The following is a 24698-nucleotide window of genomic DNA, read 5'->3' as shown; positions in this document are numbered from 1 at the left end:
TCATCCTTTGTCAGCGGGAAAGTGGCGGCGCACTGCGCCGCCACACGGTATCCAAGGGTTGAACCGTCAATTCGCCACGGCGCTGGTGTCGGCCAGCGTGGCGACGTCGGGCGCCTCCTTGATCAGCCCCATCTGCAGCAGCAGGTCGCCGGCGGTCTTGGAAAAGTCCTGGAATTCCTTGGTGAAGAACTGCTTGTTCGCGGCCTTGTCGGCCCATTTCAGGTACTTCGCCGAATCCTCGAATTCCTTGGCAGACTGTTTCACGTCGGCGCCCATGATCTCGTAGGATTTCTGCGGATCCTTCTTGATCATGTCGAGAGCGTCGAAATAGCTGTCGGCAAGCGCCTTGGCGGCGTCGGGATTAGCCTTGAGGAATTCGGGCGTGCAGCCGACCGTGTCGAGAACCATCGGATAGTCGAGCGTGGTCGCCAGGATATGACCCTGGTCGGCCTTGTCGCGCACGGCCGAGATGAAGGGCTCATAGGTGACGGCCGCGTCATTCTGGCCGGCGAGGAAAGCTTGCGCCGCCGCGTCAGGCTCGAGATTGACGACCGTCACGTCCTTGGTCGACATGCCGTTCTTGTTCAGCACCCAGGCGAGCATGAAATAGGGCGACGTTCCCGGCGCGGAGGATGCTACATTCTTGCCCTTGAGGTCGGCGACGGTCTTGATGTCGTTGCGCACGACGATGCCGTCGGCGCCATAGGATTTGTCGAGCTGGAAGATTTGCTTGGTGGTCACCCCGCTGGCGTTCCAGACCAGCCAGGTCTCGACCGTGGTGGCGGCGCATTGCAGGTCGCCGCTGGCGATGGCGAGCGGTCGGCTGGCCTGCGGCACCTTCTTCAAGGTCACGTCGAGGCCATGCTTCTCGAACAGCCCTGCCTGCTTGGCGAGTGTCAGCGGCGCGAATCCGGTCCAGCCGCTGATGCCGATGGTGAGTGACGTGGCGGCCATCGCCGGCGCGGTCAACCCCGCGGCAAGCGTCAATGTCGCGGCAAAGACGGTTATCCTGTTCATGTCGGTTCCCCTTTTGTTTTTCTGGGGGAAATTGTTCACAGAGGCCGATGGGCTTGTCAATCAACAGGAACGTGTTTGCGCACAAAGCAGCCGGCAACCCGGTTTGGAATTGCTCTACCTGCTGTCGGGCATCCAGTTGCGGTTGCGCCACATTTTCTCGCCGACCTGGCAGTCGGCGGCGGGCTTGTCCTGCGCCAGCTCCACTGGCGGATGGTCCGCCTCCTCCGCCACCCAATAGGGTGACGCCGGACCGGCAAGCTCAAGCACAAGCTTGCGGCGGATGGCTTCGGGAAATTGTGTCCAGTCATTGACCGGGATCATGAAGGCACCGGCGCCGCCGATGACGCAGTCGCTGTAGTAGCGGTCGAGATCGTTCACGTCATAGACGCCGGAAAAGCCGCCCCGGGTCATCAGCGGCAGGCCGTTGATGACGATGCCTTGGCTGACCACCCCGTCGCGGACGAGATTGACCGGCGCGCCCTGGTTGTTTGGCCCGTCGCCCGAAATGTCGATGACGCGCTTGGTTCCCTGGTAGCCGCTTTCGGCGAAAAGGTCGCTGCCGAACTCCAATGCACCGGAGATCGAGGTGCGCCGTGCGCTGTTGGGCGGCTGGGCCGACAATTGCGCCACCACCCGCTCGGCGTCGGCGCGGCTTGCGATCACCGTCCACGGTACGATGACGTGTTGCCAGCCGGTGCCAGCCCATTCGACATAGGTGACGGCGATCTTGCCATAGGCGCCATCGGCGATCGCCTGCAGCACATTGTCATGCGTCAGCGCCGCCGCGTAGCCATGGCGCTGGATCTCCAGCTCCTCCGCCGACATCGACAGCGAAACGTCCACCGCCAGCACCAGCTCGACATCGACCGGCTCGTCGGCGTGGGATCCCGGCGCCAGCCAGAGCGTCAGCGCCAGTGCGGCAGTGGCGGAAAGCAGATGTCTCGCGCAGGGCAAACCAGACATTGCGCAAGGTTAAGCCAGAATCGCCCACCGAAAAAGAGAAAAGCCCGGCCGTGGCCGCGCTGATCCAATAGCCGAGCCCGGCCGCGGGCGATCAGCTCCGCGGCTTGAGATTCTCCGGGTCGTAAAGCGGCCTGTAGCCAACGCTGGCGACTTCAACCGGATAAGTCTCGCCGAAATACTCGACCTTGAGCTTGCGGCCCTCCTGGGCATAGGCCCAGGGCAGATAGGCGAGCGCGATGTTCTTGCCGATGGTCGGGCCATAGGCGACCGATGTTGTGAAGGAGCGGCGGCCGAGTTCGTCGACCAGTGTATCCCCGCTCTCGGGGTCCATCACCGGCATGATGCCGACGGGATAACGGGCAACACCCTTGGAGTCCGTATTCTCGGTCATCACCAGCGTGCACAGCATGGCGGGCTGGTGCGCGCGTTCGCGATACTCCACATGCTTGGCCTTGCCGCAGAAATCGTTCTCCTTGACCTTCGGTCGGGCAAGATCGGCCTCGAGCAGATTATACTCGGTCAAGAGGTCGGCGTTCTGCAGCCGCAGGCTCTTCTCCATGCGGCGCGTATTGGCGTAGGTCTCGACGCCGAACGGCATGACGCCTGTCGAGCGCAGCGCGTCCCAGACGGCCAGACCGTCCTCGTAGCGCATATGCAACTCCCAGCCCTGCTCGCCGACATAGGAGATGCGGAACGCGGTGACATCCTTGCCGCCGATCCTGACCGGCTTGATCGCCGCGAAGGGAAAATTCTCCGGCGAAAGCCCATCCGGCTTCTCGACCACCTTTTGCAACGTCGCCCGCGCGTTCGGCCCCCAGATGCCGATGGTGACGTACTTCTCGGTCACATCGGTGATGGTGACGTCGAACCCTTTGTCCTGCGCCGTGCGGCGCATGTACTGGAAGTCGCGCGGCCCCGCGTCGGCGCCGTCGATCAGCCGGCAGCGGTCGGCCATGCGGATCACGGTGAAGTCGGCGCGCACCATGCCTTCCTCGTCGAGGAAGTGGGTGTAGATGCCCTTGCCGACGTTGTTGTCGCCGCCGATCTTGGCCGCGCACAGCCATTCCAGCAGCGCGACATGGTCGGGTCCTTCGATATCATACATGGAGAAATGCGAGAGGTTGACGATGCCGCAATCCTCGCTCATCGCCAGATGCTCGGCGTTGGAGACGCGCCAGAAGTGGCGGTTGTCCCATTCGTTCTCGCGCACCGGCACACGGTTTCCATACTTTTCAAGCAGATGCTCGTTGGCGGCGTAGCCGTGGGCGCGCTCCCAACCGCCGAGTTCCATGAAATAGCCGCCGAGTTCCTTCTCGCGTTCCCAGAACGGCGAACGCCTGATGTTGCGGGCCTTGGAGAAGGGTTCGCGCGGATGCACCGCCGGATTGTAGACCTTCATCGCCGTCTCGGTGCAGCGGTCCCAGATGAACTGTTCCTTGGTCTGGTGCGGATAGAAGCGCGCATAGTCGATCGCGTGGTGGTCGATTTCGGTGCGGCCGTCGGTCATCCAGTCGGCGATCAGCTTGCCCATGCCCGGGCCGTCCTTGACCCAGATGGCGACGGCATACCAAAGCCCCCTCACCTTCTGGCTTTCGCCCATCGACGGGCCGCCATCGGCCGTCACCTGCAGCAGGCCATTGAACGAATGGCTTTCGTTATAGCCGAGTTCACCCAGGATCGGCGTCAGTTCCATGGCGCGTTCGAGCGGCGCCAGGATCTGCTCCATGTCGAGATCGCGCTGCGACGGCGACAGCCGCGCCTGGTCCTTCTCCAGCAGGTCGCGCGGGTGGCAGAGGCGCGGATTGGTCTCTTCGTAATAGCCCCATTCGATCTGGCCGCCCTCGGCGGTCTTGGGATCGCCAGTGTCACGCATATAGGCCGAGTTGCCCTGGTCGCGCAGCAGCGGCCAGCCGATCTCCTTGCCGGTGCCGGCGAACTCGGTGTACGGGCCAAAGAAGGTCAGCGGATGGTCGATCGGCATGACCGGCAGGTCTTCGCCCACCATCTCGGCGATCAGCCGGCCCCAGATGCCGGCGCAGACGATGACGTAGTCGGCCTCGATCGTGCCGCGGTCCGTCACCACGGCGCTGATGCGGCCATCCTTGACGACAAGCGACTTCGCCGGCGTGTTGGCGAAAGATTTGAGCTTGCCGGACGCTTCGGCCTGGTCGACCAGCTTGCCGGCAACGGTCTGCGAGCGCGGAATGACGAGACCAGCGTCCGGATCCCACAGGCCGCCCTGCACCAGATCCTGTTCGATCAGCGGGAATTTTTCCTTGATCTCGGCGGGCTCGATCAGGCGCGCGCGCGTGCCGAAAGCCTTGGCCGAAGCGATCTTGCGCTTGATCTCGTCCATGCGGCCGTCGTCGCCGACACGGGCGACCTCAAGGCCGCCGACGCGGGCGTAATGGCCCATCTTCTCGTAGAAATCGATGGAGTAGAGCGTCGTCCAGCACGACAGGAAATCATGGCTCGTGGTGTAGCAGAAGTCCGACGCATGCGCGGTCGAGCCGATGTCGGTCGGGATGCCCGACTTGTCGATGCCGACAATGTCGTCCCAGCCGCGTTCGATCAGATGATGGGCGATCGATGCGCCGACAATGCCGCCGAGGCCAATGATGACGACCTTCGCCTTTTTCGGAAACTCTGCCATTGCCCGCGACTCCAGAATGCTGTTGCGGGCGGCGTCGGCGCCCGCTTGATCGGCGCACAATATGCAGGCGACGGGCACGACGCTACCGCCTGTTTGCGACACGCCAAAGATGCGGCGCGACCCTTCCCAAATCAGGGAAAACAGCTACCCATCAGGCAAACGCCCACACGTCCTCGGCCTGGAAGCCAAGCTGAAAACGGCGTGCGGGATTTTCAGCGTCATTGTTAGACAGCTACCGGAAACGATAAAAGGCCGAGCAAACGCCCGGCCTTTCCAATCATGCCACCGAGATTACTTGATGCGGGCGACGCCGCCGGAAATCTCGACGGTTTCCGAACCGGTCAGGGCTTCGAGGTCACCATTGGGCAAGGTGACGAAGCAACCGTTCTGGCAGAACTCGACGGTTTCGCCGCCAGCCAGCGCAAGCTCGGTCTTGCTGCCGCCCTCGGTCACGACCAGCGTGCGCGTCTCGGCGTCCTTGTTGACCGCGCTTGCGGCATGGGCCGAGCCGCTCACGGCGAGCAAAGCCACGACGGCGACGAGAGACTTCCACATTTGCAATATCGGTGTTCCCACCGCCTCTGTTGCATTTCACAAGGCATTTTCGCCTTTGCATGGAGCTTATATGAGATGGAAGCTGAACCGCAACTGAATGCCGCATTCATGCCGCAATTGGTCTTGGCGACGTGCAACCTTGAAATTCCAAATCTAATCCGGATCGGGCTTGCGTGTCTTGCGGCCTGATTTGGCCTGACGCTTCGCCTCGGCCTCGGCTTGCGCCTTGGCCTCTTGCTGTTCGGCGAAATCGGCCTCGATCTTGTCGTCATCGGTCGGCCATGCCACGTGCTTCTTGGCCTCGACGACCGCGCGAGGCGTTGAAGGGATTTCGATGTGCTGGTCGTCGAATCTCTCCAGCACGGTGAAGCGAACGTCGTTCTGCACGATGTTGCCGTTCATCACATCGGCCAGGAACAGACGAATCTCGAATTCGAGCGCGGCGGGTCCGAAATTGGAAAACAGCACGAACGGCTCGGGGTTCTTCAGCACCAGCGGATGGCTGCGCGCGATATCCAGCAGCACGGCGTGGACATGCTTGACGTCGCTGCCATAGGCGACGCCGACCTTGATGTCGATGCGGCCGAGCTTGTTGCGGTGCGTCCAGTTGCCGACGGCATTGTTGATCAGGTTCGAATTGGGCAGGATCACCGACTGCCGCTGGAAAGTCTCGATCTCGGTGGCGCGCACGCTGATCTTCTTGACCGTGCCGCTGACGTCGCCGGCCACGATCCAGTCGCCGACCTTGAACGGCCGCTCGGCCAAGAGGATCAGGCCGGAGACGAAATTGGACACCACATTCTGCAGGCCAAAGCCGATACCGAGGGAGAGAGCGCCGGCGACCAGCGCCAGGCTGGAGAGGTCGATGCCGGCCGCCGAAATACCGACCAGCGCCGCAAGAGCAACACCGGCATAGCCGACCGCCAGCCGGATCGAGTTGCGCACCCCGGTATCAACCTTGCCGCGCGCCATGACAGAGCCGTCGAGCCAGCCCTGGAACCAGCGCGTCAGGAAATAGCCGATGACGAAGACGACGATGCCCGACAGGATACCGGTGACCGAAATTGTCACCGAACCGATATTGATCCCGGTTGCGAGCTTATACGCCCACGCCTCGATATCGCCGGGCTGGAAGCCCCACATCAAAAGGATCAGCGGCAGGAACACCAGCACGATCATCACGTTGATGGCGATGCTGACGACAAGGCCGAGCTGGTCAAGCGCGGTGTCCTCGTAGCTGGAATTGGCCGACAGCCAGCGCCCGACCGACGTGTTGGCGAAAGCGTCCTCCTCGCCGATCGCCTGCGCCGACAGGAAGCCGATATAGGCTGTTATCAGCGCCGTGCCGGTGACCACCACCTGTTGCGAGACGAACAGCGCAAGGCCGATATAACCGAGCAGCGCCGCGACGATGGTGAACAGGCCAAGGGCGAGCGATGTATAGCGCAGCCATGCCGGCCATGGTCGCCAGCTTCCGTCACGCGCCCTGAACGGCCTCAGCATCGCCATCAGCATCAGGATGACGCCGACGGTTATGGCGGCGCCGAAGCTGCGGGCGATGGTCAGCGACAGCGGCGAGCCCATCTTGTCGTTGACGATCGACAGGAAATAGTTGGCGCCAATGACCACGGCCATGGCTGTCGCTAGCCGCACCAGCCAGCGCGCCGGGCCGGTTTCGACGGGAATGAGCCGCCAGTTCGGTAGGCGCGGTTCGAGCGCAGCATTGGTCAGCCGATTGACGCAAAACACCACGCCGATGACGGCCGCCAGCGCATTCAGGAAGAGCCCGATATCGCCGCGCAAAACATTATAATAATTGAAGAAGAAGATCGTCGAGCCGAGAAAGGCGGCAACCGCCAGCGTCGGCAGCAAGGTCGACCAGAACGCCACCGAAAGACGGCTGAGATAGGATGGGTCCTCATTGCTGGATTCGGCCTCGAACACCCGCCCGAACAGGCGCCGCCCGCCGACCAGCAGCACCAGCGCAAGGCCGAGCGCCACGAAGGTTGCCGCCAGGATGGCCTGGAACTTGAACTTGATGGCGAAGCTCAGCCAGGACGACACCGCCTTGTAAAAATTGCCGAACTCGTCGCGCGCATCGGAAAACACCTGCGGGCTCAAGGCGTCCGAGAGTACGTAGCGCTTGGTCAACAGATTCCGGAACAGCGCGCTGCGCATGTTGCCGATCTTGTCGATCAGCCCGCTGATGCGGATCGACAAGGTCTGAGCTTGTGCGATGACCGCGTTGATCTCCGCCTTTTCAGACGTCAGCGCCTGGCGCTCGCCGCTGACGATGTCGGGCTCCGCCGGTTGGCCCGCGGCAGGCGGCGGCCCGAGCTGTTCGAGCCGGCTGTTGATTTCGCCCAGGCGCGTGCGGAACGCCAGCGCGCTGGTCAGCGATTGCCGCGACAATTCCTCGAGCTGCAGGCGGATATCGACGAGGTTGCTGTCGTCCTCGCCATCCTGCTGTGTCTGCTTCTCGAAATTGTCGGCCTTGGTCGTCAGGCCCTGGATGATCTTTTGCTGGTCGGCCACCAGTCCGGCGGGCGCCTGGCCAACGCCTTGCGCCGCCGCCTCGAACGACAGCGGCGCCGCAACGACAAGCACCAGGACCAATATGAGGCGAAGCAATCGAAAAAACATGATGGATCGGCGACTCGCGGGCGGCAAAGGCATTCAAAATGCCTGTCCTTGATAAAGGCGGCCATATCATGGGGCAAGTCACCGCGACCGATCGCACACATCAAGCGTCGGCCAGTCGAAAGGCGATGGCGCAATATTGGCTTTCTATCAGCACCCTGCTCTATAATCTGCCGCATCGCCCGCATCGGACACCTTACACATGGCAGAGTACTCGGCCCTTTCGCTGCTCGCGAACGCGTTCAAGGGAAACAAGGACTGGAAGCCGGCCTGGCGCAAGCCGGATCCGAAGGCATCCTACGACGTCATCATCATCGGCGGCGGCGGTCATGGCCTGGCGACCGCCTATTATCTGGCCAAGGAACACGGCATCACCAATGTCGCGGTGCTGGAGAAAGGCTGGCTGGGCTCCGGCAATGTCGGCCGCAACACGACGGCCGTTCGCTCGAACTATCTGCTGCCCGCCAACACCCGCTTCTACGAACATTCGATGAAGCTGTGGGAGAACCTGTCGCACGAACTCAATTACAACGTCATGTTCTCGCAGCGCGGCTGCCTGAACCTGGCGCACACGCCGGCTCAGTTCGACGACTACGCAAGACGCGGCAACGCCATGCGCCATCTCGGCGTCGATGCGGAACTGATGACGCCAGCCGAGATCAAGCGCCTGATCCCGGCGCTCGATATCTCCAATGATGCACGCTTTCCCGTCGTTGGCGGCCTGATGCAGCGGCGCGCCGGCACCGCCCGGCACGATGCGGTCGCCTGGGGCTATGCGCGCGGCGCCGACCGGCGCGGCGTCGACATCGTCGAGAATTGCGAGGTCACCGGCTTCCTGCGCGACGGCGACCGGATCACTGGCGTTACCACCTCCCGCGGCGATATCAGGGCCAAGAAGGTAGCGGTCGCGGTGGCCGGCAGCACCGGCCGCGTCATGCAACTGGCCGGCGTCGAGACGATGCCGATCGAGAGCCACGTGCTGCAGGCCTTCGTCACCGAATCCCTGAAACCTTTCATCGACACCGTCGTGACCTTCGGCATGGGCCACTTCTACATGTCGCAGTCCGACAAGGGCGGCCTTGTCTATGGCGGCGACATCGACGGCTACAACAGCTACGCCCAGCGCGGCAACCTGCCCATCGTCGACGAAGTGATGAGCGAGATGCTGGCGCTTTTCCCGGGCCTAGCGCGTGTACGCATGCTGCGCTCCTGGGGCGGCGTCTGCGACATGTCGATGGACGGTTCGCCGATCATCACCATCGGGCCCCTGCCCGGCATGTATCTCAATTGCGGCTGGTGCTATGGCGGCTTCAAGGCGACGCCCGCTTCCGGGTGGTGCTTTGCCTGGACCATCGCCAAGGACCAGCCGCACGATTTCAACGCCCCTTTCACGCTGGACCGATTTCATCGCGGCCTGGTGATCGACGACAAGGGCCAGGGCGCGAACCCGCGGCTTCATTAGGAACATTCCGTGCTGATCACTTGCCCCTACTGCGGCCCGCGCGACGTCATCGAGTTCACCTATCAGGGTGACGGCAACCGCGAACGCCCCGACCCTGCCTCGCAGAATTTCGAGGCCTGGAACGCGTACGTCTACGACCGGCTGAACCCGGCCGGCGACCACAACGAGATATGGCAGCATTCCGGCGGCTGCCGGGCTCACCTGAGGGTCGTGCGCAACACGCTGACGCATGAGATTTCCAGTGTCGCCTTCGTGCGTGGCGATCACAGCTCGGCTGCGCGCCGCAAGGCGGAGGACAAGCCATGAGCCCGCGCCGCACCGTCACCGGCGGCCGCATAGACCGGTTGAAGACGATCCGCTTCACGTTCGACGGCGTTGCCTATACCGGGCATGGCGGCGACACGCTGGCGTCCGCGCTGATGGCCAATGGCGTCACCCTTTTCGGGCGTTCTTTCAAATACCATCGCCCGCGCGGCCTGCTGAGCGCAGGCGTCGAGGAGCCCAACGCGCTGGTAACGGTGCTGAAGGGCGAGGTGCGGGAACCCAACATTCCTGCGACCATGGTCGAAATCCATGACGGGCTGATCGCCGTCAGCCAGAACCGTTTCCCCTCGCTCGCCTGGGATATCCATGCCGTCAACCAGCTCGGTGGCAAGCTGCTGTCGGCCGGCTTCTACTACAAGACCTTTATGGGGCCGGTTATCGGCCCGCTGAAAGGCACGCGCTTCTGGATGTTCTGCGAACATTTCATCCGCCGCGCTGCCGGCCTCGGCAGCGCCGGATCGGCAAAGGATCCGGCCCGCTACGAGCGCATGAACGCCTTTTGCGACGTGCTTGTGGTCGGCTCCGGCCCGGCCGGCCTGATGGCCGCCAAGGCCGCCGCGGACCAAGGCGCCCGCGTCATGCTGACCGATCTCGAGCCGCGTTTCGGCGGTTCGGCCAACTGGTCCGGCGAAACCATCGAAGGCGCACCGGCGGCTGATTGGGTGCGGCGCACCGTCGCCCAGCTCGAAGGGCGAGACAATGTCCGGCTTCTGCCGCGCACCACGGTCTGGGGCTATTACGACAACAACACGCTTGCCGCGCTCGAGCGGGTCAGCGACCACAAGGCGCAGCCCGCCAAGGGTGAACCGCGCCATCGCTACTGGGCGATCCGCGCGGGATCCGTCGTGCTGGGTACCGGCGCCTTCGAAAGGCCGCTGGTGTTTCCCGGCAATGACCGGCCCGGCGTAATGCTGGCGCATGCGGCGGAGCGCTACGCCAACGAATTCGGCGTGCTGCCCGGGCAGCGGGTCGTGGTGTTCACCAACAATGATAGCGCCTACCGGTCGGCGCTGGCGCTGAAGCAGGCAGGTGCGGCGATCCTTGCCATCGTCGACGTGCGCCCGCAACCCTCCGCCGAGATGAGCGCCCTGGCCGGCGAAGCCGAGGCGGAATTGCTTTCCGGTCATGCGGTGGTCGCCACGGAAGGCGGCAAGTCGTTGTCAGGCCTCAAGGTCCAGCGTTTCGACATGGTCGCCGGTGCACTGAGCGGCGATGCGCGCAGCGTCCATGCCGATTGCCTGCTGATGTCGGGCGGCTGGTCGCCGACCATCCATCTGGCCAGCCAGGCCGGCGCCAAGGCGGAATGGAGCGCCGCCCGGCAGGCCTTCCTGCCGCCCAAGCCGACGCAAAACTGGATCGGCGCGGGCGCGTTCACCGGCAGCTTTTCGACGGTCGAGGCGATCGCCGAAGGGCGCGCCGCAGGCATTGCCGCGGCTGGCGGAACCGCCGCGCCGGTAGCATTGCCTGCTGTCGAGGCAACCCCTGGAGATCCAGATCCCGCGCCCGTGTTCGAAATCAAGGGCAGCGGCAAGAGCTTTGTCGACTTCCAGCACGACGTCACGGCGGAGGATGTCCGCCTGGCGCATCGCGAAGGCTTCGTCTCTGTCGAGCACCTGAAGCGCTATACCACGCTCGGCATGGCCACCGACCAGGGCAAGAGCTCCAACGTCCCCGGCCTTGCCATCATGGCGGAAGCACTCGGCAAGCCAATCCCGGAAGTCGGCACGACGCGCTTCAGGCCCCCCTTCGCACCGGTGTCGATCGGCTCGCTGGCAGCCGAACGCTTCGGCGACCTCAAGCCCGAACGGCTGACGCCGATGCATGACTGGCATGTCGCCAATGGCGCGACCATGTATTCGGCCGGCCTCTGGTACCGGCCGATGATCTACCGGCTTTCAGGCGAAACCATCGAACAGGCCTATGTGCGCGAAGCCAAGGCGACCCGCGAAAGTGCGGGCATCGTCGATGTCTCGACGCTGGGCAAGATCGCCGTGCAGGGCCCCGACGCCGCCACGTTCCTCGACCGTGTCTACACCAACATGTTCTCGACCCTCGCCGTCGGCAAGGCGCGCTACGGTTTGATGCTGCGCGAGGACGGCTTTGCCTTCGACGACGGCACCACCTGGCGGCTCGGCGAACAGGACTTCCTGATGACCACCACCACGGCCAATGCCGGCAAGGTGATGCAGCATTTGGAATATTTCCTCGACGTGATCTGGCCGGAACTCAAGGTCCACGTCACCTCGGTGACCGACGAATGGGCGGGAGCCGCGATCGGCGGGCCGAAAGCGAGGCAGATCCTGGCCGCCTGTGTCACCGGCACGGATGTCGACAATGCGACGCTGCCCTTCATGAGCATCGTGCACGGCGAGATTTCAGCTGTGCCGGTGATGATTTGCCGGCTATCCTTCTCCGGTGAAATGGCCTTCGAGGTCTATTGCGGCGCCGGCCACGGCACCCATGTCTGGGAAGCGTTGATCGAAGCCGGCAAGCCGTTCGGGCTGGTCACCTACGGGCTCGAGGCGCTGGGTACGATGCGCATCGAGAAGGGCCATGTCACCGGCGCCGAGATCGATGGCCGCACAACGGCGCGCGACCTGCATCTCGACTGGATGCTGTCGAAGAAGAAGCCCTTCATCGGCTCGGCGATGATGGACCGGGAAGGTCTCGTTGCGTCCGAGCGGCTGGAACTGGTCGGCCTGATCGCGCTCGACAACCGGCCGCTCAATGGCGGCGCGCACATTGTCGAGGAGGTCGACGAAGCCAATCCGCACGGCTCGGTCGGGCACATCACCGCATGCTGCTATTCGCCGGCGCTCGGCAAGCATATCGCGCTGGCGCTGGTCAAGGGCGGCAAGGCCAGGCACGGCACGCGCGCCCATGTCTCCGATCCCTTGCGCAACCGCTTCGGTCCCGTGGAGATCGTCTCCAACCACTTCTACGATCCGGAAGGGACCCGCATGCATGGCTGAGCGTCAATCGCCCCTCGAGCCGGAGTTCCATGTCGGTTCGCATGGGAATTTCGAACATGGCGTCGAGATACTGCTCACCGAAACCCGGCCGGGCTCGATCGTGCAACTCGCGGCATGGCCGGGCGAAGAGAAGAAACTGATCGCGGCCATCCGCGGCGTCATCGGGCTTGCGCTGCCCGACGGCGCTGGCGGCGGCTTGAGCGACGGCGTGAAATCGGTGTTCGGCTTCGCACCGGGAAAGTTCACGGTGACCGATGAGGCCGAAGGACTGGCCGCGGCCTTCGCCAAGTCGGTGACGCCTGCCATCGGCACGGTGACGGACCTGTCGCATGGCCGCACCGCCATCCGCATCGCCGGGCCGAAAGCCGAATGGGTGCTGTCGAAATTCTTCGCCATCGACTTCGCCCTGCCCGCCTTTCCGGTCGGCGCCGGCCGCTCGACAACGCATCACGATGTCTTCGCCCAGATCCAGCGCACCGGCACCGACCAGTTCGACATCTATGTCTTTCGCTCCTTCGCCCGCTCGTTCTGGAAGGCGCTCTGCCACGCCAGCGAGGAAGTCGGCTACGAGGTGCAGTAGGCGGTGTGGCCTTAGAGCCGCTGCCTCTGGCCTCAACGCCGGCTGGTTCTGCCGCTAGAGAATTCCGCCGCGGGCGCCCATGATGGAAAACGTGGCCCGTTCAACCGGTCCAAGGGGATGAAAATCCCGTCTCAGGGTCGGCATATTTGGTTCGAACATCCCCATGACCGCTGAACTATCCGCCGGCGCTACCGATCGCGCCGATGTGTCGGCCAGAGCCTTGCTCCTGCTGCCGCTGACCGTTGCCTGCGGCGTGTTCATGACCAGCCTCGACCAGAATGTCGTGGTGACGGCGCTGCCGGGCATCAGCGAAAGCCTTGGCCGTCCGCCCAGCCAGCTCGGCCTGCTGATCACCGTCTACGTCGCCAGCCTGATCATCTCGATGCCGCTCGGCGGCTGGGCCGCCGACCGTTTCGGCCTGCGCAATGTCTATTGCTTTGCCTTGCTGGTGTTTGCCGCTTCATCGGCCCTGTGCGGGCTGTCGAACGACATCTGGATGCTGGTCGGCGCCCGCGCGCTGCAGGGCTTCGGTGGCGCTCTGATGGGCACGCTCGGCCAGGTCGTGATCCTGTCGACCTTCCCGCGCAGCCGGACCTTGAAGATCAACATGTATATCTCACTGGCCGGGCAGTCCGGGCCGCTGGTCGGTCCGCTCGTCGGCGGCGCTTTGACCACCTACATCTCCTGGCGCTGGATCTTCTTCATCAACGTGCCGTTCGCGCTCGCGGCGGCTATTCTTGCCGCCTCACTGTTTCCGACAATGACCAAGCCGGTGCGCGCGCGGTTCGATTTTCCAGGCTTTGTGCTGGTCGGCGGCGGCATGGTCCTGCTGGTCTTCGGCATGGACTCGCTCGCGGCGAAAGACGCCGCCGGCAGCATGATCGCCGCCGAGCTTGCGCTGGCGCTCATCATCCTCACGGCCGCCTCCTTCTACTGCCTGCGTGTGCGCAATCCCCTGCTCGATCTCAAGCTCCTGCGCATCCGCACCTTCCGCATCTCCTTCCTTACCGGCGGCGGGCTCGACACGATCGGTCTCAGCTCCGTCGTCTTCCTGCTGCCGCTGATGTTCCAGCTCGGCTTCGGCATGAGCGCGGTGCAGGCGGGATCGCTGACCTTCGTGGCGGCGGTCGGTTCGGTGGGTATGCGTGTCTTCATGCCACGCGTCCTCAACCGTTTCGGTTTTCGCCGCGTGCTGGTCTTCAACACTCCCGTTGTTGCCGCCATGGTCGCGGGCTTCGCCTTGATGCAGGCAACGACTCCGGTTTGGATCACGCTCACCTACATCTTCGTCTTTGGCGTCTTTCGCTCGGTGCAATGGGCTTCGACCGGCAACCTCGCCTATTCCGATATCGCGCCCGAACAACTCGCCCGCTTCAGCGCGCTCTACTATATCCTCTGGCAGCTGGCGGTCGCGATCAGCGTCGGCCTGGCGGCCGCGATGCTGTCGTTTCTCGCCGGCGGCGGGCCGGCCGTCGCCAGCGATTTCCGGATCCTGTTCGTGATCGAGGGCATCATCACGCTCTGCGCGCTGCTCGCCTATCTCAAGCTGACGCCGCGGGACGGCGCCCATGTCAGCGGCCACGGCGCGCACATGAATACGGAATAGCGGGCCTGCGGCGGACGAAACCTATTCGCTGAACGTCACCCATTCCTCGAGCGGCTCACGGTCGGTGCGGAAGGCGTTCTCGGGCTTGGAAGTGTCTTCATAGCCGAGCGCCATGCCGCAGACGACGATCTCCTCGTCGGGAATGTCGAGCACCGGCCGGATCTGCCGGTGATAGGGCGCGAAGGCCGCTTGCGGACAGCTATGCAGACCCCTGCCCCGCGCCGCGACCATGATGTTCTGCAGGAACATGCCGTAGTCGATCCACGAACCCTGGTTGAGCCGGCGGTCGATGGTGAAGATCATGCCGACCGGCGCGTCGAAGAAGACGAAGTTGCGGTCGTGCTGGGCGCGCATCTTGTCGACTTCCCGGCGGCCGATGCCGAGCGCGCCGTAGAGGCCGAACCCGTTGGCACGGCGGCGGGTGAGATAAGGCTCGAAGAACTGGGTGGGATAATAGCGGTATTCGTCCCAATCGGCTTTTTCCGCGCGGATGCCGGAATTCATGATTGCGTCCGTGATCCGTTGCTTGGTCCCGCCCTTGGTGACGTAGACCCGCCATGGCTGCATGTTGGTTCCGGAGGGAGCCCGCGCCGCAACAGTCAGTATGTCCCGGATCGTCTCGTCGTCGACCATGTCGGGCAGAAATGCGCGCACCGAACGGCGCGACATGATCGCATCGTCGACGATCTCGGCATCAACCGCGATTCGAGCCTTCTTTTCCAGCATGGGCCGTCCCTTAGCCATTGTGTCGATCGGACGTCCCCATTCGCCGCTCGCGGCGGAGCCTTTGCATGAACCGTCAAAATCCTGCAAGCAAATCTTGAGCATTGGTGAAAATCTACTTGATTTTTTCATGAGCTTCATTTCTCATGAAATTCGACTGCAATTTTTCATGAAGTGAGCGATTTGGCCTCCCCTACCGCACGAACATTACAGGGAGCTGACGAACGAGTCCTGGCCGGCGATATCAGGGCCTTGCGCCGGGTGCGTGGGCTGACGCTGGCCGAGATCGCGCTGAAACTCGGCCGGTCGGTCGGCTGGGTCAGCCAGGTCGAGCGCGGCCTGTCGACGCCGTCGCTCAGTGACCTCAGGGCCTTCGCCGAGTTGTTCGGCGTGCCGATCAGCCTGTTCTTCAGCCATGACGTGCCCGTGGAAAGCGAGCGCGGCGTGGTGGTGCGCGCCGGCAAGCGTCGCACGCTTGGCACCAGCGAATCCGGCCTGGTGGAGGAACTTCTGTCACCGGACCTCGGTGGTAGCTTCGAGATGGTGCGGTCGGTCTTCGCGCCGGGCGCGGAGTTGAAGAGCGAGGCCCGCCGGCCGACCGAGGAGGCCGGATACATCGCGTCCGGGCAGTTCGACATCGAAATAGCCGGGGTCTGGCACCGGCTTGGCGAAGGCGACTCCTTCCGCTTCGAAGGCAAGCCTTACCGCTGGCGCAATCCGGGTAGCGAGCCGGCGGTCGTCATCTGGGTGGTTTCGCCACCGGTCTATTGAGTGCATGTCGCCCAAACCGTGGAGCGGTTTTGGGATAACGACATGCATCAAACAAAAATAGAGCGCGGCGCGCTTGAAGATTGGGAGAAGAACATGGCGGGTTTGCCGAGCATGGCGCGCGTGGTGATCATCGGAGGTGGCGTTGTCGGAACCTCCTCGCTCTATCATCTGGCCAAGGCCGGCTGGACCGACTGCGTGCTCCTGGAAAAGAACGAGCTGACCTCGGGCTCGACCTGGCATGCTGCCGGCAATGTGCCGACCTTCTCCTCCTCCTGGTCGCTGATGAACATGCAGCGCTATTCGACCGAGCTTTACCGTGGGCTCGCCGACACGGTCGACTATCCCATGAACTACCATGTCACCGGCTCGCTCAGGCTCGCCCACTCCAACGAGCGCATGCAGGAATTCCAGCGCGCCAAGGGCATGGGCCGCCACCAGGGCATGGACATAGACGTGGTCGGGCTCGACGAGATCAAGCGCCGCTACCCCTTCCTCGAAACGCACGAGTTGAAGGGCGCGCTCTACGATCCGAGCGACGGCGACATCGACCCGGCACAGTTGACGCAGGCGCTGGCTAAAGGCGCGCGCGACATGGGCGCGAAAATCATCCGCTTCTGCCCCGTCACCGGCGTGCGACGCGAGAAGGACGAATGGGTGGTCGCAACAGCGCAAGGCGAGATCCGCTGCGAGATCGTCGTCAATGCAGCCGGCTACCGCGCCGCCGAAGTCGGCAGGATGTTCGGCCGCGACGTGCCGATGATGGTGATGAGCCACCAGTACATACTGTTCGAGGAAATCCCCGAACTCGCCGCCTGGTCGAAGGAACAGGGCAAGAAGCTGCCGCTGCTGCGCGACGTCGACACCTCATACTATTTGCGCCAGGAAAAGGCGGGCATGAATCTTGGCCCCTATGAGCGCAATTGCCGCGCGCATTGGGCCACCCACAACGACCCCATGCCGGAGGACTTTTCCTTCCAGCTCTTCCCCGACGATCTCGACCGGCTGGAGCATTACCTGGCAGACGCGGTCGCCCGCGTGCCGATCCTGGGCACCGCTGGACTCTCCAAGGTCATCAACGGCCCGATCCCTTATGCGCCGGACGGCAATCCGCTGATCGGTCCGATGCCGGGCGTTCCCAACGCCTTCGAGGCTTGCGTCTTCACCTTTGGCATCGCCCAGGGCGGCGGCGCCGGCAAGGTGCTGGCCGAATGGGTGACGCAAGGCCAGACCGAATGGGACATGTGGTCCTGCGATCCGCGCCGCTTCACCTCCTTTGCTTCCGCGCCGGACTATTGCGTGGCCAAGGGCATGGAAATCTATGGCAACGAATACGCCATCCAGTTCCCGCGTCACGCCTGGCCGGAAGGACGTGACAGAAAACTGTCGCCGATCCACGATCGCATCAAGGCGTTCGGCGCCCGCTTCGATGCCTATAATGGCTGGGAGCGCGCTATCTGGTACGCGCAGGACGGCGACGACGTCTCCGAGGAAGCCACGTTGACCTTCCGCCGCGACGGACCCTGGCAGCATCGCGTCCGTGAAGAGTGCCTGGCCGTGCGTGACGCCGCGGGTATCCTCGACCTGCCCGGCTTTTCGCGCTTCAACCTCGAGGGCCCAGGTGCCGCCGAGTGGTTGAGCCGGCAAGTGACCGGCCTGGTGCCGAAGCCTGGCCGTATCGGCCTCGTCTATTTCTCCGACGACAAGGGCCGCATCGTCACCGAGATGTCGGTGGTACGCCATAGCGAGGAATCCATGACGCTGATCACCGCAGCGGTGGCGCAGTGGCATGACTTCGAATGGCTGAAATCGCACATGCCCGGGGATGCGGCGTTCAAGCTGATCGACCGGACGGAGGAATTCTCCACGCAGATCCTGGCGGGCCCCAATTCGCGAAAAATCCTTGCCGACGTCTGTGATGCCGACCTGACCCTGCCATGGCTGACCCATCAGGAGACCAGGATTGCCGGCCGCTGGGCCAAGCTGGTCCGTGTCTCCTTTGCCGGCGAGCTCGGCTGGGAGATCCACACCAGGGTCGACGACACCGCCGCTATCTTCGATGCGATCTGCGCCGCCGGGCAGAATCATGGGTTGAAGCCGTTCGGCATGTACGCGCTGGATTCGCTGCGTCTGGAAAAGGGCTACCGCACCTGGAAGGGCGACCTGTCGACGGACTACTCGATCCTGCAGGGCGGGCTGGAGCGTTTCGTCAAATGGGAGAAGCCCGACTTCCGTGGCAAGTCGGCGCTCCAGAACGAGAAACAGCAAGGCGTGAAGAAACGCTTCGTCACGCTGGTGGTCGAGAATCCCGGCGATTGCGACGCGCCTTACATGTCGACGCTCTGGCATGAGGGCCAGATCGTCGGCGAGACGACATCGGGGGGCTGGGGCCATCGCGTCGACAAGTCGATCGCGCTCGGCATGCTGCGCGCCGACCTGACCGAACCCGGCACCACCGTCGAGGTCGACATCTTCGGCGATCGCTTCAAGGCAGTCGTGCAGCAGGACGAGCCCTTGTGGGATCCCAGGAACGAAAGGCTGCGGGCATGAAGAACGTTATCCTCACCGATGGCGGCATGGGTCAGGAGCTGGTGCGGCGCAGCAAGTCCGAGCCGACGCCGCTGTGGTCGGCCAGGGTGCTGATAGACGAACCGGACCTCGTGCGCGGCCTGCATGCCGAATTCATCCGCGCCGGCGCCCGCGTCATCACCATAAACACCTATTCGGCGACGCCCGAACGCTTGGCGCGCGAAGGTGCGGAAGACCTGTTCGAGCCATTGCAGAAGCGTGGCATCGACCTGGCCAGGCAAGCGCGCGACGAGGCCGGCGATGCGGCCATCGCCGGCTGCCTGTCGCCGCTTTTCGGCAGTTACGCGCCGGCGCTGACCATCTCCTACCAGGACACGCTCGACATCTACCGCCGTATCGTCGCCGAGCAGGCGGACGGCATCGACCTCTTCCTGTGCGAGACCATGGCGTCATCAGAGGAAGCGCGGGCGGCGGTCACCGCAGCATCGGAAAGCGGCAAGCCTGTCTGGGTGTCATGGACGCTGGCCGATCACGGCACGCCACGCTTGCGCAGTGGCGAGACGATTGCGTCGGCGGCGGAGGCGCTTGGCGATCTGCCGGTGGCGGCGCGGCTGCTCAACTGCTGCCGCCCGGAAGCGATCGCGGCGGCCTTGCCGGAACTGATCGAACTGGGCGGCCCAGTCGGCGCCTATGCCAATGGCTTCACCTCCACCGAAGCGCTCAAGCATGGCGGCACGGTGGATGTACTGCATGCCCGCCACGACCTCGGTCCGGACGCTTATGCCGAACAGGCTGTCGGCTGGGTGGAAGCGGGTGCGGACATCGTCGGCGGTTGCTGCGAGGTCGGTCCTGCCCATATCGCCGCCTTGCGCGACCGGCTGCAACGGAACGGCTACGCGATCTCGGGAGTCTCACATGCCTAGACCATCATCGCGCATTATCGGCATCGTGCCATCGGGCAAGGACGGCTGGGAGGTTCATTTCGCCGCCTGGAACCGCAAGGAAGCCGGCGAGGACATCATCATGCTGTCGGCCGGCGACCATGATTTCGACACGCCTTCGGAAACGATCGAAGCTTGTGTGGTAGCGGTCCGTGGCAGCAACCATCACTACACGCCGCTGCCAGGCCTGCCGCGCCTGCGAAAGGCGATGGCGGCGGCCTCCAGCGCCTGCACCGGCGTCGAGACGATGCCGGAAGAGGTCATCGCCACGCCAGGCGGCCAGGCCGCACTTTACGCGGCCGTGCAGGCTGTTCTCGACCCCGGCGACCACGCCATCGTCGTCGCCCCCTACTATGCCACCTATCCCAACACCTTCAGTGCGGCGGGTGCGAGTTTCACCGTCGTCGAGACACCGGCCGAGGATGGTTTCCAACCCCGCGCCGACATGATCCGCGCGGCACTCAAGCCCAACACGCGCGCCATATTGATCAACACGCCGAACAACCCGACCGGTGCGGTCTATTCGCGCGAGCGGCTGGAACAATTGGCCGAGGTTTGCCGCGAGCACGACCTGTGGCTGCTGTCCGACGAGGTCTACTGGACGCTGGGCGGCGGCGAGCACATCTCGCCGCGCTCGCTGCCAGGCATGGCCGAGCGCACGCTGGTCATCAATTCCATGTCCAAGAGCCACGGCATGACCGGCTGGCGCATGGGCTGGCTGACCGGTCCTGAGAAAATGATCACATTGCTGATCAACCTCAACCTGGTGACGACCTACGGCTTGCCCGCCTTCATCTCGATCGCTTGCACCGAGGCGCTGGAGCAGAACTATGGCGTCAAGGACATCGCCGAACGCTACGCTGCACGCCGCACCGTCCTGCTCGATGCGGTACACGGAATGAACGATGTCACCGTGCGCGGTTCCGAAGGCGGCATGTATGTCATGCTCGACATTTCGGCTGTCGAACCCGACGACGAGAAATTCGCCTTCGCCTTCCTCGACAAGGAGAAGGTCGGCGTCATGCCGGGCTCGAGTTTCGGCGAAGCCGCAGCCGGCCATATCAGAATCAGCCTGTGCCAGCCCGAGCCCGTATTGCAGGAAGCAGCCACGCGGCTGCGCCGTTTCGTTTCCAGCTACCGCCGCGAGGCCGCATGACCGCCAGGATCCTTCCCACCAAAGCGCGGGCCGTCATCATCGGCGGCGGCGTCTCCGGCTGCTCGGTCGCCTACCATCTGGCCAAGCTCGGTTGGACCGACATCGTGCTTTTGGAGCGCAAGCAGCTGACCTCGGGCACGACATGGCATGCCGCCGGCCTGATCGGCCAGTTGCGCGGTTCGCAGAACATGACCCGGCTGGCGAAATATTCGGCCGATCTCTACGTCAAGCTGGAAGCCGAGACCGAGGTCGGCACCGGCATGCGCCAGGTCGGCTCGATCACCGTGGCGCTGACCGAGGAGCGCAAGCACGAGATCTACCGGCAGGCGTCGCTCGCCCGCGCCTTCGACGTCGACGTGCGCGAGATTTCTCCCAACGAAGTCAAGGAGATGTACCCGCATCTCAACGTCTCCGACGTGGTCGGCGCCGTGCATCTGCCGCTCGACGGCCAGTGCGACCCCGCCAACATCGCCATGGCATTGGCCAAGGGTGCGCGTCAGCGCGGCGCCACCATCGCCGAGAATGTGAAGGTCACAAGGATCCATACGAAAAATGGCCGCGTCTCCGGCGTGTCCTGGGCGCAAGGCGAAGACCAAGGCACGATCGAAACCGACATCGTCATCAACTGCGCCGGCATGTGGGCACGCGACCTCGGCGCCCGGAACGGCGTGAACATCCCGCTGCACGCCTGCGAGCACTTTTATCTCGTCACCGAGCCGATCCCCGGCCTCGGCCGGCTGCCGGTGCTGCGCGTGCCGGACGAGTGCGCCTACTACAAGGAAGACGCCGGCAAGATGATGCTCGGCGCCTTCGAACCGGTGGCGAAGCCATGGGGCATGGATGGCATTCGCGAGGATTTCTGCTTCGATCAGTTGCCCGAGGATATGGACCATTTCGAGCCGATCCTCGAAATGGGCGTCAACCGCATGCCGATGCTGGCCACCGCCGGCATCCACACTTTCTTCAACGGCCCTGAAAGCTTCACTCCCGATGACCGCTACTATCTCGGCGAGGCGCCGGAGCTGCGCGGCTACTGGATGGCAACCGGCTACAATTCCATCGGCATCGTCTCGTCCGGCGGCGCCGGCATGGCGCTGGCGCAGTGGATCAACGATGGCGAAGCGCCGTTCGACCTCTGGGAAGTCGACATCCGCCGCACCCAGCCGTTTCAGAAGAACCGCCGCTATCTCAAGGAGCGCGTTTCCGAAACGCTCGGCCTGCTCTATGCCGACCATTTCCCCTACCGCCAGATGGCGACATCGCGTGGTGTGCGCCGCTCGCCCCTGCATGAGCATCTGAAGGCGCGTGGCGCCGTGTTCGGCGAAGTCGCCGGCTGGGAGCGCGCCAACTGGTTCGCGCGCGAAGGACAGGAACGCGAATATCGCTATTCCTGGAAGCGGCAGAACTGGTTCGACAACCAGCGCGAGGAACATCTGGCCGTCCGCAACAAGGTCGGCCTGTTCGACATGACCTCGTTCGGCAAGATCCGCGTCGAGGGCCGCGATGCCTGTGCCTTCCTGCAAAAGCTCTGCGCCAACGACATGGACGTGGCGCCGGGCAAGATCGTCTATACCCAGATGCTCAACCAGCGCGGCGGCATCGAGAGCGACCTCACCGTGTCGCGGCTTTCGGATACGGCCTATTTCCTCGTCGTGCCGGGCGCCACGCTGCAGCGCGACCTCGCCTGGCTGCGCCGGCATGCCGGCGAGCAGTTCGTGGTCATCACCGATGTCACCGCGGCCGAGAGCGTGCTCTGCGTGATGGGCCCGGATGCGCGCAAACTGATCCAGAAGGTCAGCCCCAACGACTTCTCCAACGAGAACAACCCGTTCGGCACCTTCCAGGAGATCGAAATCGGCATGGGCCTCGCCCGGGCGCATCGCGTCACCTATGTCGGCGAACTCGGCTGGGAGCTTTATGTCTCAAGCGACCAGGCCGCCCATGTCTTCGAGGCGATCGACGATGCCGGCGCGGATGTCGGGCTGAAGCTGTGCGGGTTGCACACGCTGGATTCCTGCCGCATCGAAAAAGCTTTCCGCCATTTCGGCCATGACATCACCGATGAAGACAACGTGCTGGAGGCGGGCCTCGGCTTCGCGGTGAAGACGGCTAAGGGCGATTTCATCGGCCGAGATGCCGTGTTGAAGAAGAAGGAAGCCGGACTGGACCGCCGTCTGGTCCAGTTCCGGCTGAAGGATACGCAGCCGCTGCTCTTCCACAACGAGGCGATCCTGCGCGACGGCAAGATCGTCGGTCCGATCACCTCGGGCAACTATGGTCACCATCTCGGCGGGGCGATCGGGCTGGGCTATGTGCCTTGCCAGGGCGAGAGCGAGGCAGATGTGCTGGCCTCGACCTACGAAATCGAAATCGCCGGCGAGCGGTTTGCGGCGGAGGCATCGCTGAAGCCGATGTATGATCCGAAGGCGGAACGAACGAAGATGTAGCGCGGCACTTTTTCCCTTCTCCCCTTGCGGGAGAAGGTGGATCGGCGCGTAGCGCCGAGACGGTTGAGGGGTGTTCCAGCGGAGTGAGACGTCGGTGTTCCCTGGAACACCCCTCATCCGACCTCGCTTCGCGAGGCCACCTTCTCCCACAAGGGGAGAAGGCAAGTCCCGCGCTTAAAACCGCTCCAGCTTCGCCCTCACCTTCACCAGAAACGCCGCCCTCGTCGTCGGCGTCGAGGCATCCATCAAATAATGCGCCAGGAAGAACGTCTTGCAGCGTCTGGCGCATAGCGCCCGCATGCCGCGCAGCAAGGTCTTGCGTCCGGGTTGGCCGACGACGACGCTCCACCAGGTCGGCGCACCGCAGGTGGTGATGACGCCGACCTTGGTCACATGCGTCATCAGCGACTTGATCCCTCCCTTGCCAGCCGGCAGCTTGAAAGCGATGTCGGTCGCCCACACCCGGTCGAGCCAGCCCTTCAACATCGCCGGCAGCCCGTACCACCAGGTCGGATAGACGAACAGGATCGCCTCGGCCCAGTTGAGCAGTTCGAAATGCGGCTTCAGCGCCGGATCCCGCGGCGCCTGATCGTTGTAGGAACGCCGCTCCTCGCAGCTCATCACCGGATCGAACTTTTCCGCATAAAGGTCGAGCAGCCGCACGTCCCAGCCTCGCCGCGTCAGCACATCCACGGCGGTATCGCGGACCGCGGCGCAAAAACTCTCCGGCACCGGATGGCAGTAGACGACGAGCACCCGCATCAGAACGCATCCACGCTGGCCGCGACCTTCGCCATGAAGGACTTCCGCGTCTCGTCGGTCGACAGGTTCATCGAATAGTGGGCGAGATAGGAGACCGGAGCGCCGGGCTTGATCGTGGCGCGCAGCATGCGCTTCACAACCTTGCGCGGCGGGTCGCCCATCAGCATGGCGCGGAATCGGCTGCCGCCATAGGTGGTGACGGCCGTCAGCTTGCGGATGTTGTGTAGCGTCGGCTGCACTTTGCCATCGATAAGCTTGAACGACACGCCGGGCAGGAAGACGCGGTCGAAAAACCCTTTCAGGATCGCCGGATAGCCGTAATTCCATACCGGAAACGACAGCACCAGAGCCTCGGCTGCCTGTAGCCTCTGAATGTAGCCGGTAACCGCATCGCCTGGTCCACGCTGGTCGTGATAGCCGAGCCGCTCGGCCCGCGTCAGCCGCGGGTCGAAGTCCTCGGTATAGAGGTCGCAGTCATCGACCATATGTCCCGCCGCCGTCAGCCGCTCGACGATCATCCGGTGCAGGCCGGCATTGAAGCTGGTCTCGACCGGATGGGCGTAGAGGACGAGGATGTTCATGGGAGGACATCCCGCAGGT

General features: G+C 63.8%; 18 protein-coding genes. 10 read left to right on the top strand and 8 right to left on the bottom strand.

Annotated elements, in window-relative coordinates; translation table 11 throughout:
• Window positions 1-66: 66 nt before the first annotated feature.
• The 5 genes from O7A70_RS18915 to O7A70_RS18895 form a co-directional block, all read right to left on the bottom strand.
• Window positions 67-1017 carry an ABC transporter substrate-binding protein gene (locus O7A70_RS18915; RefSeq protein ID WP_140718098.1) on the bottom strand — a complete coding sequence of 317 codons (951 nt, stop codon included), beginning with the start codon at window positions 1015-1017 and terminating at the stop codon, window positions 67-69.
• Window positions 1018-1131: 114 nt separating this feature from the next.
• A complete protein-coding gene (locus O7A70_RS18910) occupies window positions 1132-1980 on the bottom strand; it encodes a DUF1194 domain-containing protein (protein WP_337141735.1) in 849 nt (282 codons plus the stop codon).
• Window positions 1981-2071: 91 nt separating this feature from the next.
• Window positions 2072-4633, bottom strand: a complete 2562-nt coding sequence (locus O7A70_RS18905) for a GcvT family protein (protein ID WP_337141734.1) — start codon at window positions 4631-4633, stop codon at window positions 2072-2074.
• A gap of 291 nt (window positions 4634-4924) precedes the next feature.
• Entirely contained in the window at window positions 4925-5188 is a 264-nt protein-coding gene (locus O7A70_RS18900) for a hypothetical protein (protein ID WP_337141733.1), read from the bottom strand.
• 153 nt (window positions 5189-5341) lie between these two features.
• Window positions 5342-7831 (bottom strand): mechanosensitive ion channel family protein, encoded by a 2490-nt coding sequence (locus O7A70_RS18895; protein ID WP_337141732.1) that lies wholly within the window; start codon window positions 7829-7831, stop codon window positions 5342-5344.
• A 199-nt stretch (window positions 7832-8030) separates the two neighbouring features.
• Between O7A70_RS18895 and O7A70_RS18890 the strand changes: the two genes are divergently transcribed.
• The 5 genes from O7A70_RS18890 (at window position 8031) to O7A70_RS18870 (ending at window position 14772) form a co-directional block, all read left to right on the top strand.
• The gene (locus O7A70_RS18890) at window positions 8031-9290 is read left to right on the top strand and encodes a sarcosine oxidase subunit beta (RefSeq protein WP_337141731.1); all 1260 of its coding nucleotides are present in this window, start codon (window positions 8031-8033) and stop codon (window positions 9288-9290) included.
• Between the two features lie 9 nt (window positions 9291-9299).
• Entirely contained in the window at window positions 9300-9596 is a 297-nt protein-coding gene (locus O7A70_RS18885) for a sarcosine oxidase subunit delta (protein WP_027145874.1), read from the top strand.
• Window positions 9593-12586 (top strand): sarcosine oxidase subunit alpha, encoded by a 2994-nt coding sequence (locus O7A70_RS18880; RefSeq protein WP_337141730.1) that lies wholly within the window; start codon window positions 9593-9595, stop codon window positions 12584-12586. Before O7A70_RS18885 ends, O7A70_RS18880 begins: the two co-directional genes overlap by 4 nt.
• On the top strand, window positions 12579-13166 hold the full coding sequence (locus O7A70_RS18875; RefSeq protein WP_337141729.1) for a sarcosine oxidase subunit gamma: 588 nt from the start codon (window positions 12579-12581) through the stop codon (window positions 13164-13166). The genes O7A70_RS18880 and O7A70_RS18875 overlap by 8 nt, the downstream gene beginning before the upstream one ends.
• Before the next feature lie 163 nt (window positions 13167-13329).
• A complete protein-coding gene (locus O7A70_RS18870; RefSeq protein WP_337141727.1) occupies window positions 13330-14772 on the top strand; it encodes an MFS transporter in 1443 nt (480 codons plus the stop codon).
• Window positions 14773-14793: 21 nt separating this feature from the next.
• On the opposite strand, the gene O7A70_RS18865 is transcribed toward O7A70_RS18870, so the two are convergent.
• Complete coding sequence (locus tag O7A70_RS18865; RefSeq protein WP_027145870.1) at window positions 14794-15498, bottom strand: nitroreductase; 705 nt, start codon at window positions 15496-15498, stop codon at window positions 14794-14796.
• A gap of 171 nt (window positions 15499-15669) precedes the next feature.
• On the opposite strand from O7A70_RS18865, the gene O7A70_RS18860 reads away from it, so the two are divergent.
• The 5 genes from O7A70_RS18860 to O7A70_RS18840 all read left to right on the top strand — a co-directional run bounded on the left by O7A70_RS18860 (window position 15670) and on the right by O7A70_RS18840 (window position 23336).
• Window positions 15670-16266 carry a helix-turn-helix domain-containing protein gene (locus O7A70_RS18860; RefSeq protein WP_027145869.1) on the top strand — a complete coding sequence of 199 codons (597 nt, stop codon included), beginning with the start codon at window positions 15670-15672 and terminating at the stop codon, window positions 16264-16266.
• Window positions 16267-16359: 93 nt separating this feature from the next.
• A complete protein-coding gene (locus O7A70_RS18855) occupies window positions 16360-18813 on the top strand; it encodes a GcvT family protein (protein ID WP_337141911.1) in 2454 nt (817 codons plus the stop codon).
• Window positions 18810-19715, top strand: coding sequence for a homocysteine S-methyltransferase family protein (locus O7A70_RS18850; RefSeq protein ID WP_337141726.1), 906 nt, complete (start codon window positions 18810-18812; stop codon window positions 19713-19715). Before O7A70_RS18855 ends, O7A70_RS18850 begins: the two co-directional genes overlap by 4 nt.
• A complete protein-coding gene (locus tag O7A70_RS18845; protein WP_337141725.1) occupies window positions 19708-20889 on the top strand; it encodes a pyridoxal phosphate-dependent aminotransferase in 1182 nt (393 codons plus the stop codon). The genes O7A70_RS18850 and O7A70_RS18845 overlap by 8 nt, the downstream gene beginning before the upstream one ends.
• Entirely contained in the window at window positions 20886-23336 is a 2451-nt protein-coding gene (locus O7A70_RS18840; protein WP_337141724.1) for a GcvT family protein, read from the top strand. The genes O7A70_RS18845 and O7A70_RS18840 overlap by 4 nt, the downstream gene beginning before the upstream one ends.
• A 174-nt stretch (window positions 23337-23510) precedes the next feature.
• Here the strand turns inward: O7A70_RS18840 and O7A70_RS18835 are convergent, their stop codons facing one another.
• Together O7A70_RS18835 and O7A70_RS18830 are read right to left on the bottom strand one after the other, a co-directional pair.
• Complete coding sequence (locus O7A70_RS18835; protein WP_337141723.1) at window positions 23511-24098, bottom strand: NAD(P)H-dependent oxidoreductase; 588 nt, start codon at window positions 24096-24098, stop codon at window positions 23511-23513.
• Entirely contained in the window at window positions 24098-24679 is a 582-nt protein-coding gene (locus tag O7A70_RS18830; RefSeq protein WP_337141722.1) for an NAD(P)H-dependent oxidoreductase, read from the bottom strand. The genes O7A70_RS18835 and O7A70_RS18830 overlap by 1 nt, the downstream gene beginning before the upstream one ends.
• Window positions 24680-24698: the final 19 nt, after the last annotated feature.

It is taken from the genome of Mesorhizobium sp. Cs1299R1N1, from assembly GCF_037179655.1.
Classification (GTDB): domain Bacteria; phylum Pseudomonadota; class Alphaproteobacteria; order Rhizobiales; family Rhizobiaceae; genus Mesorhizobium; species Mesorhizobium salmacidum.
Note: the sequence above shows the minus strand (reverse complement) of the source record. Positions and strands in the feature narration are given on the sequence as shown.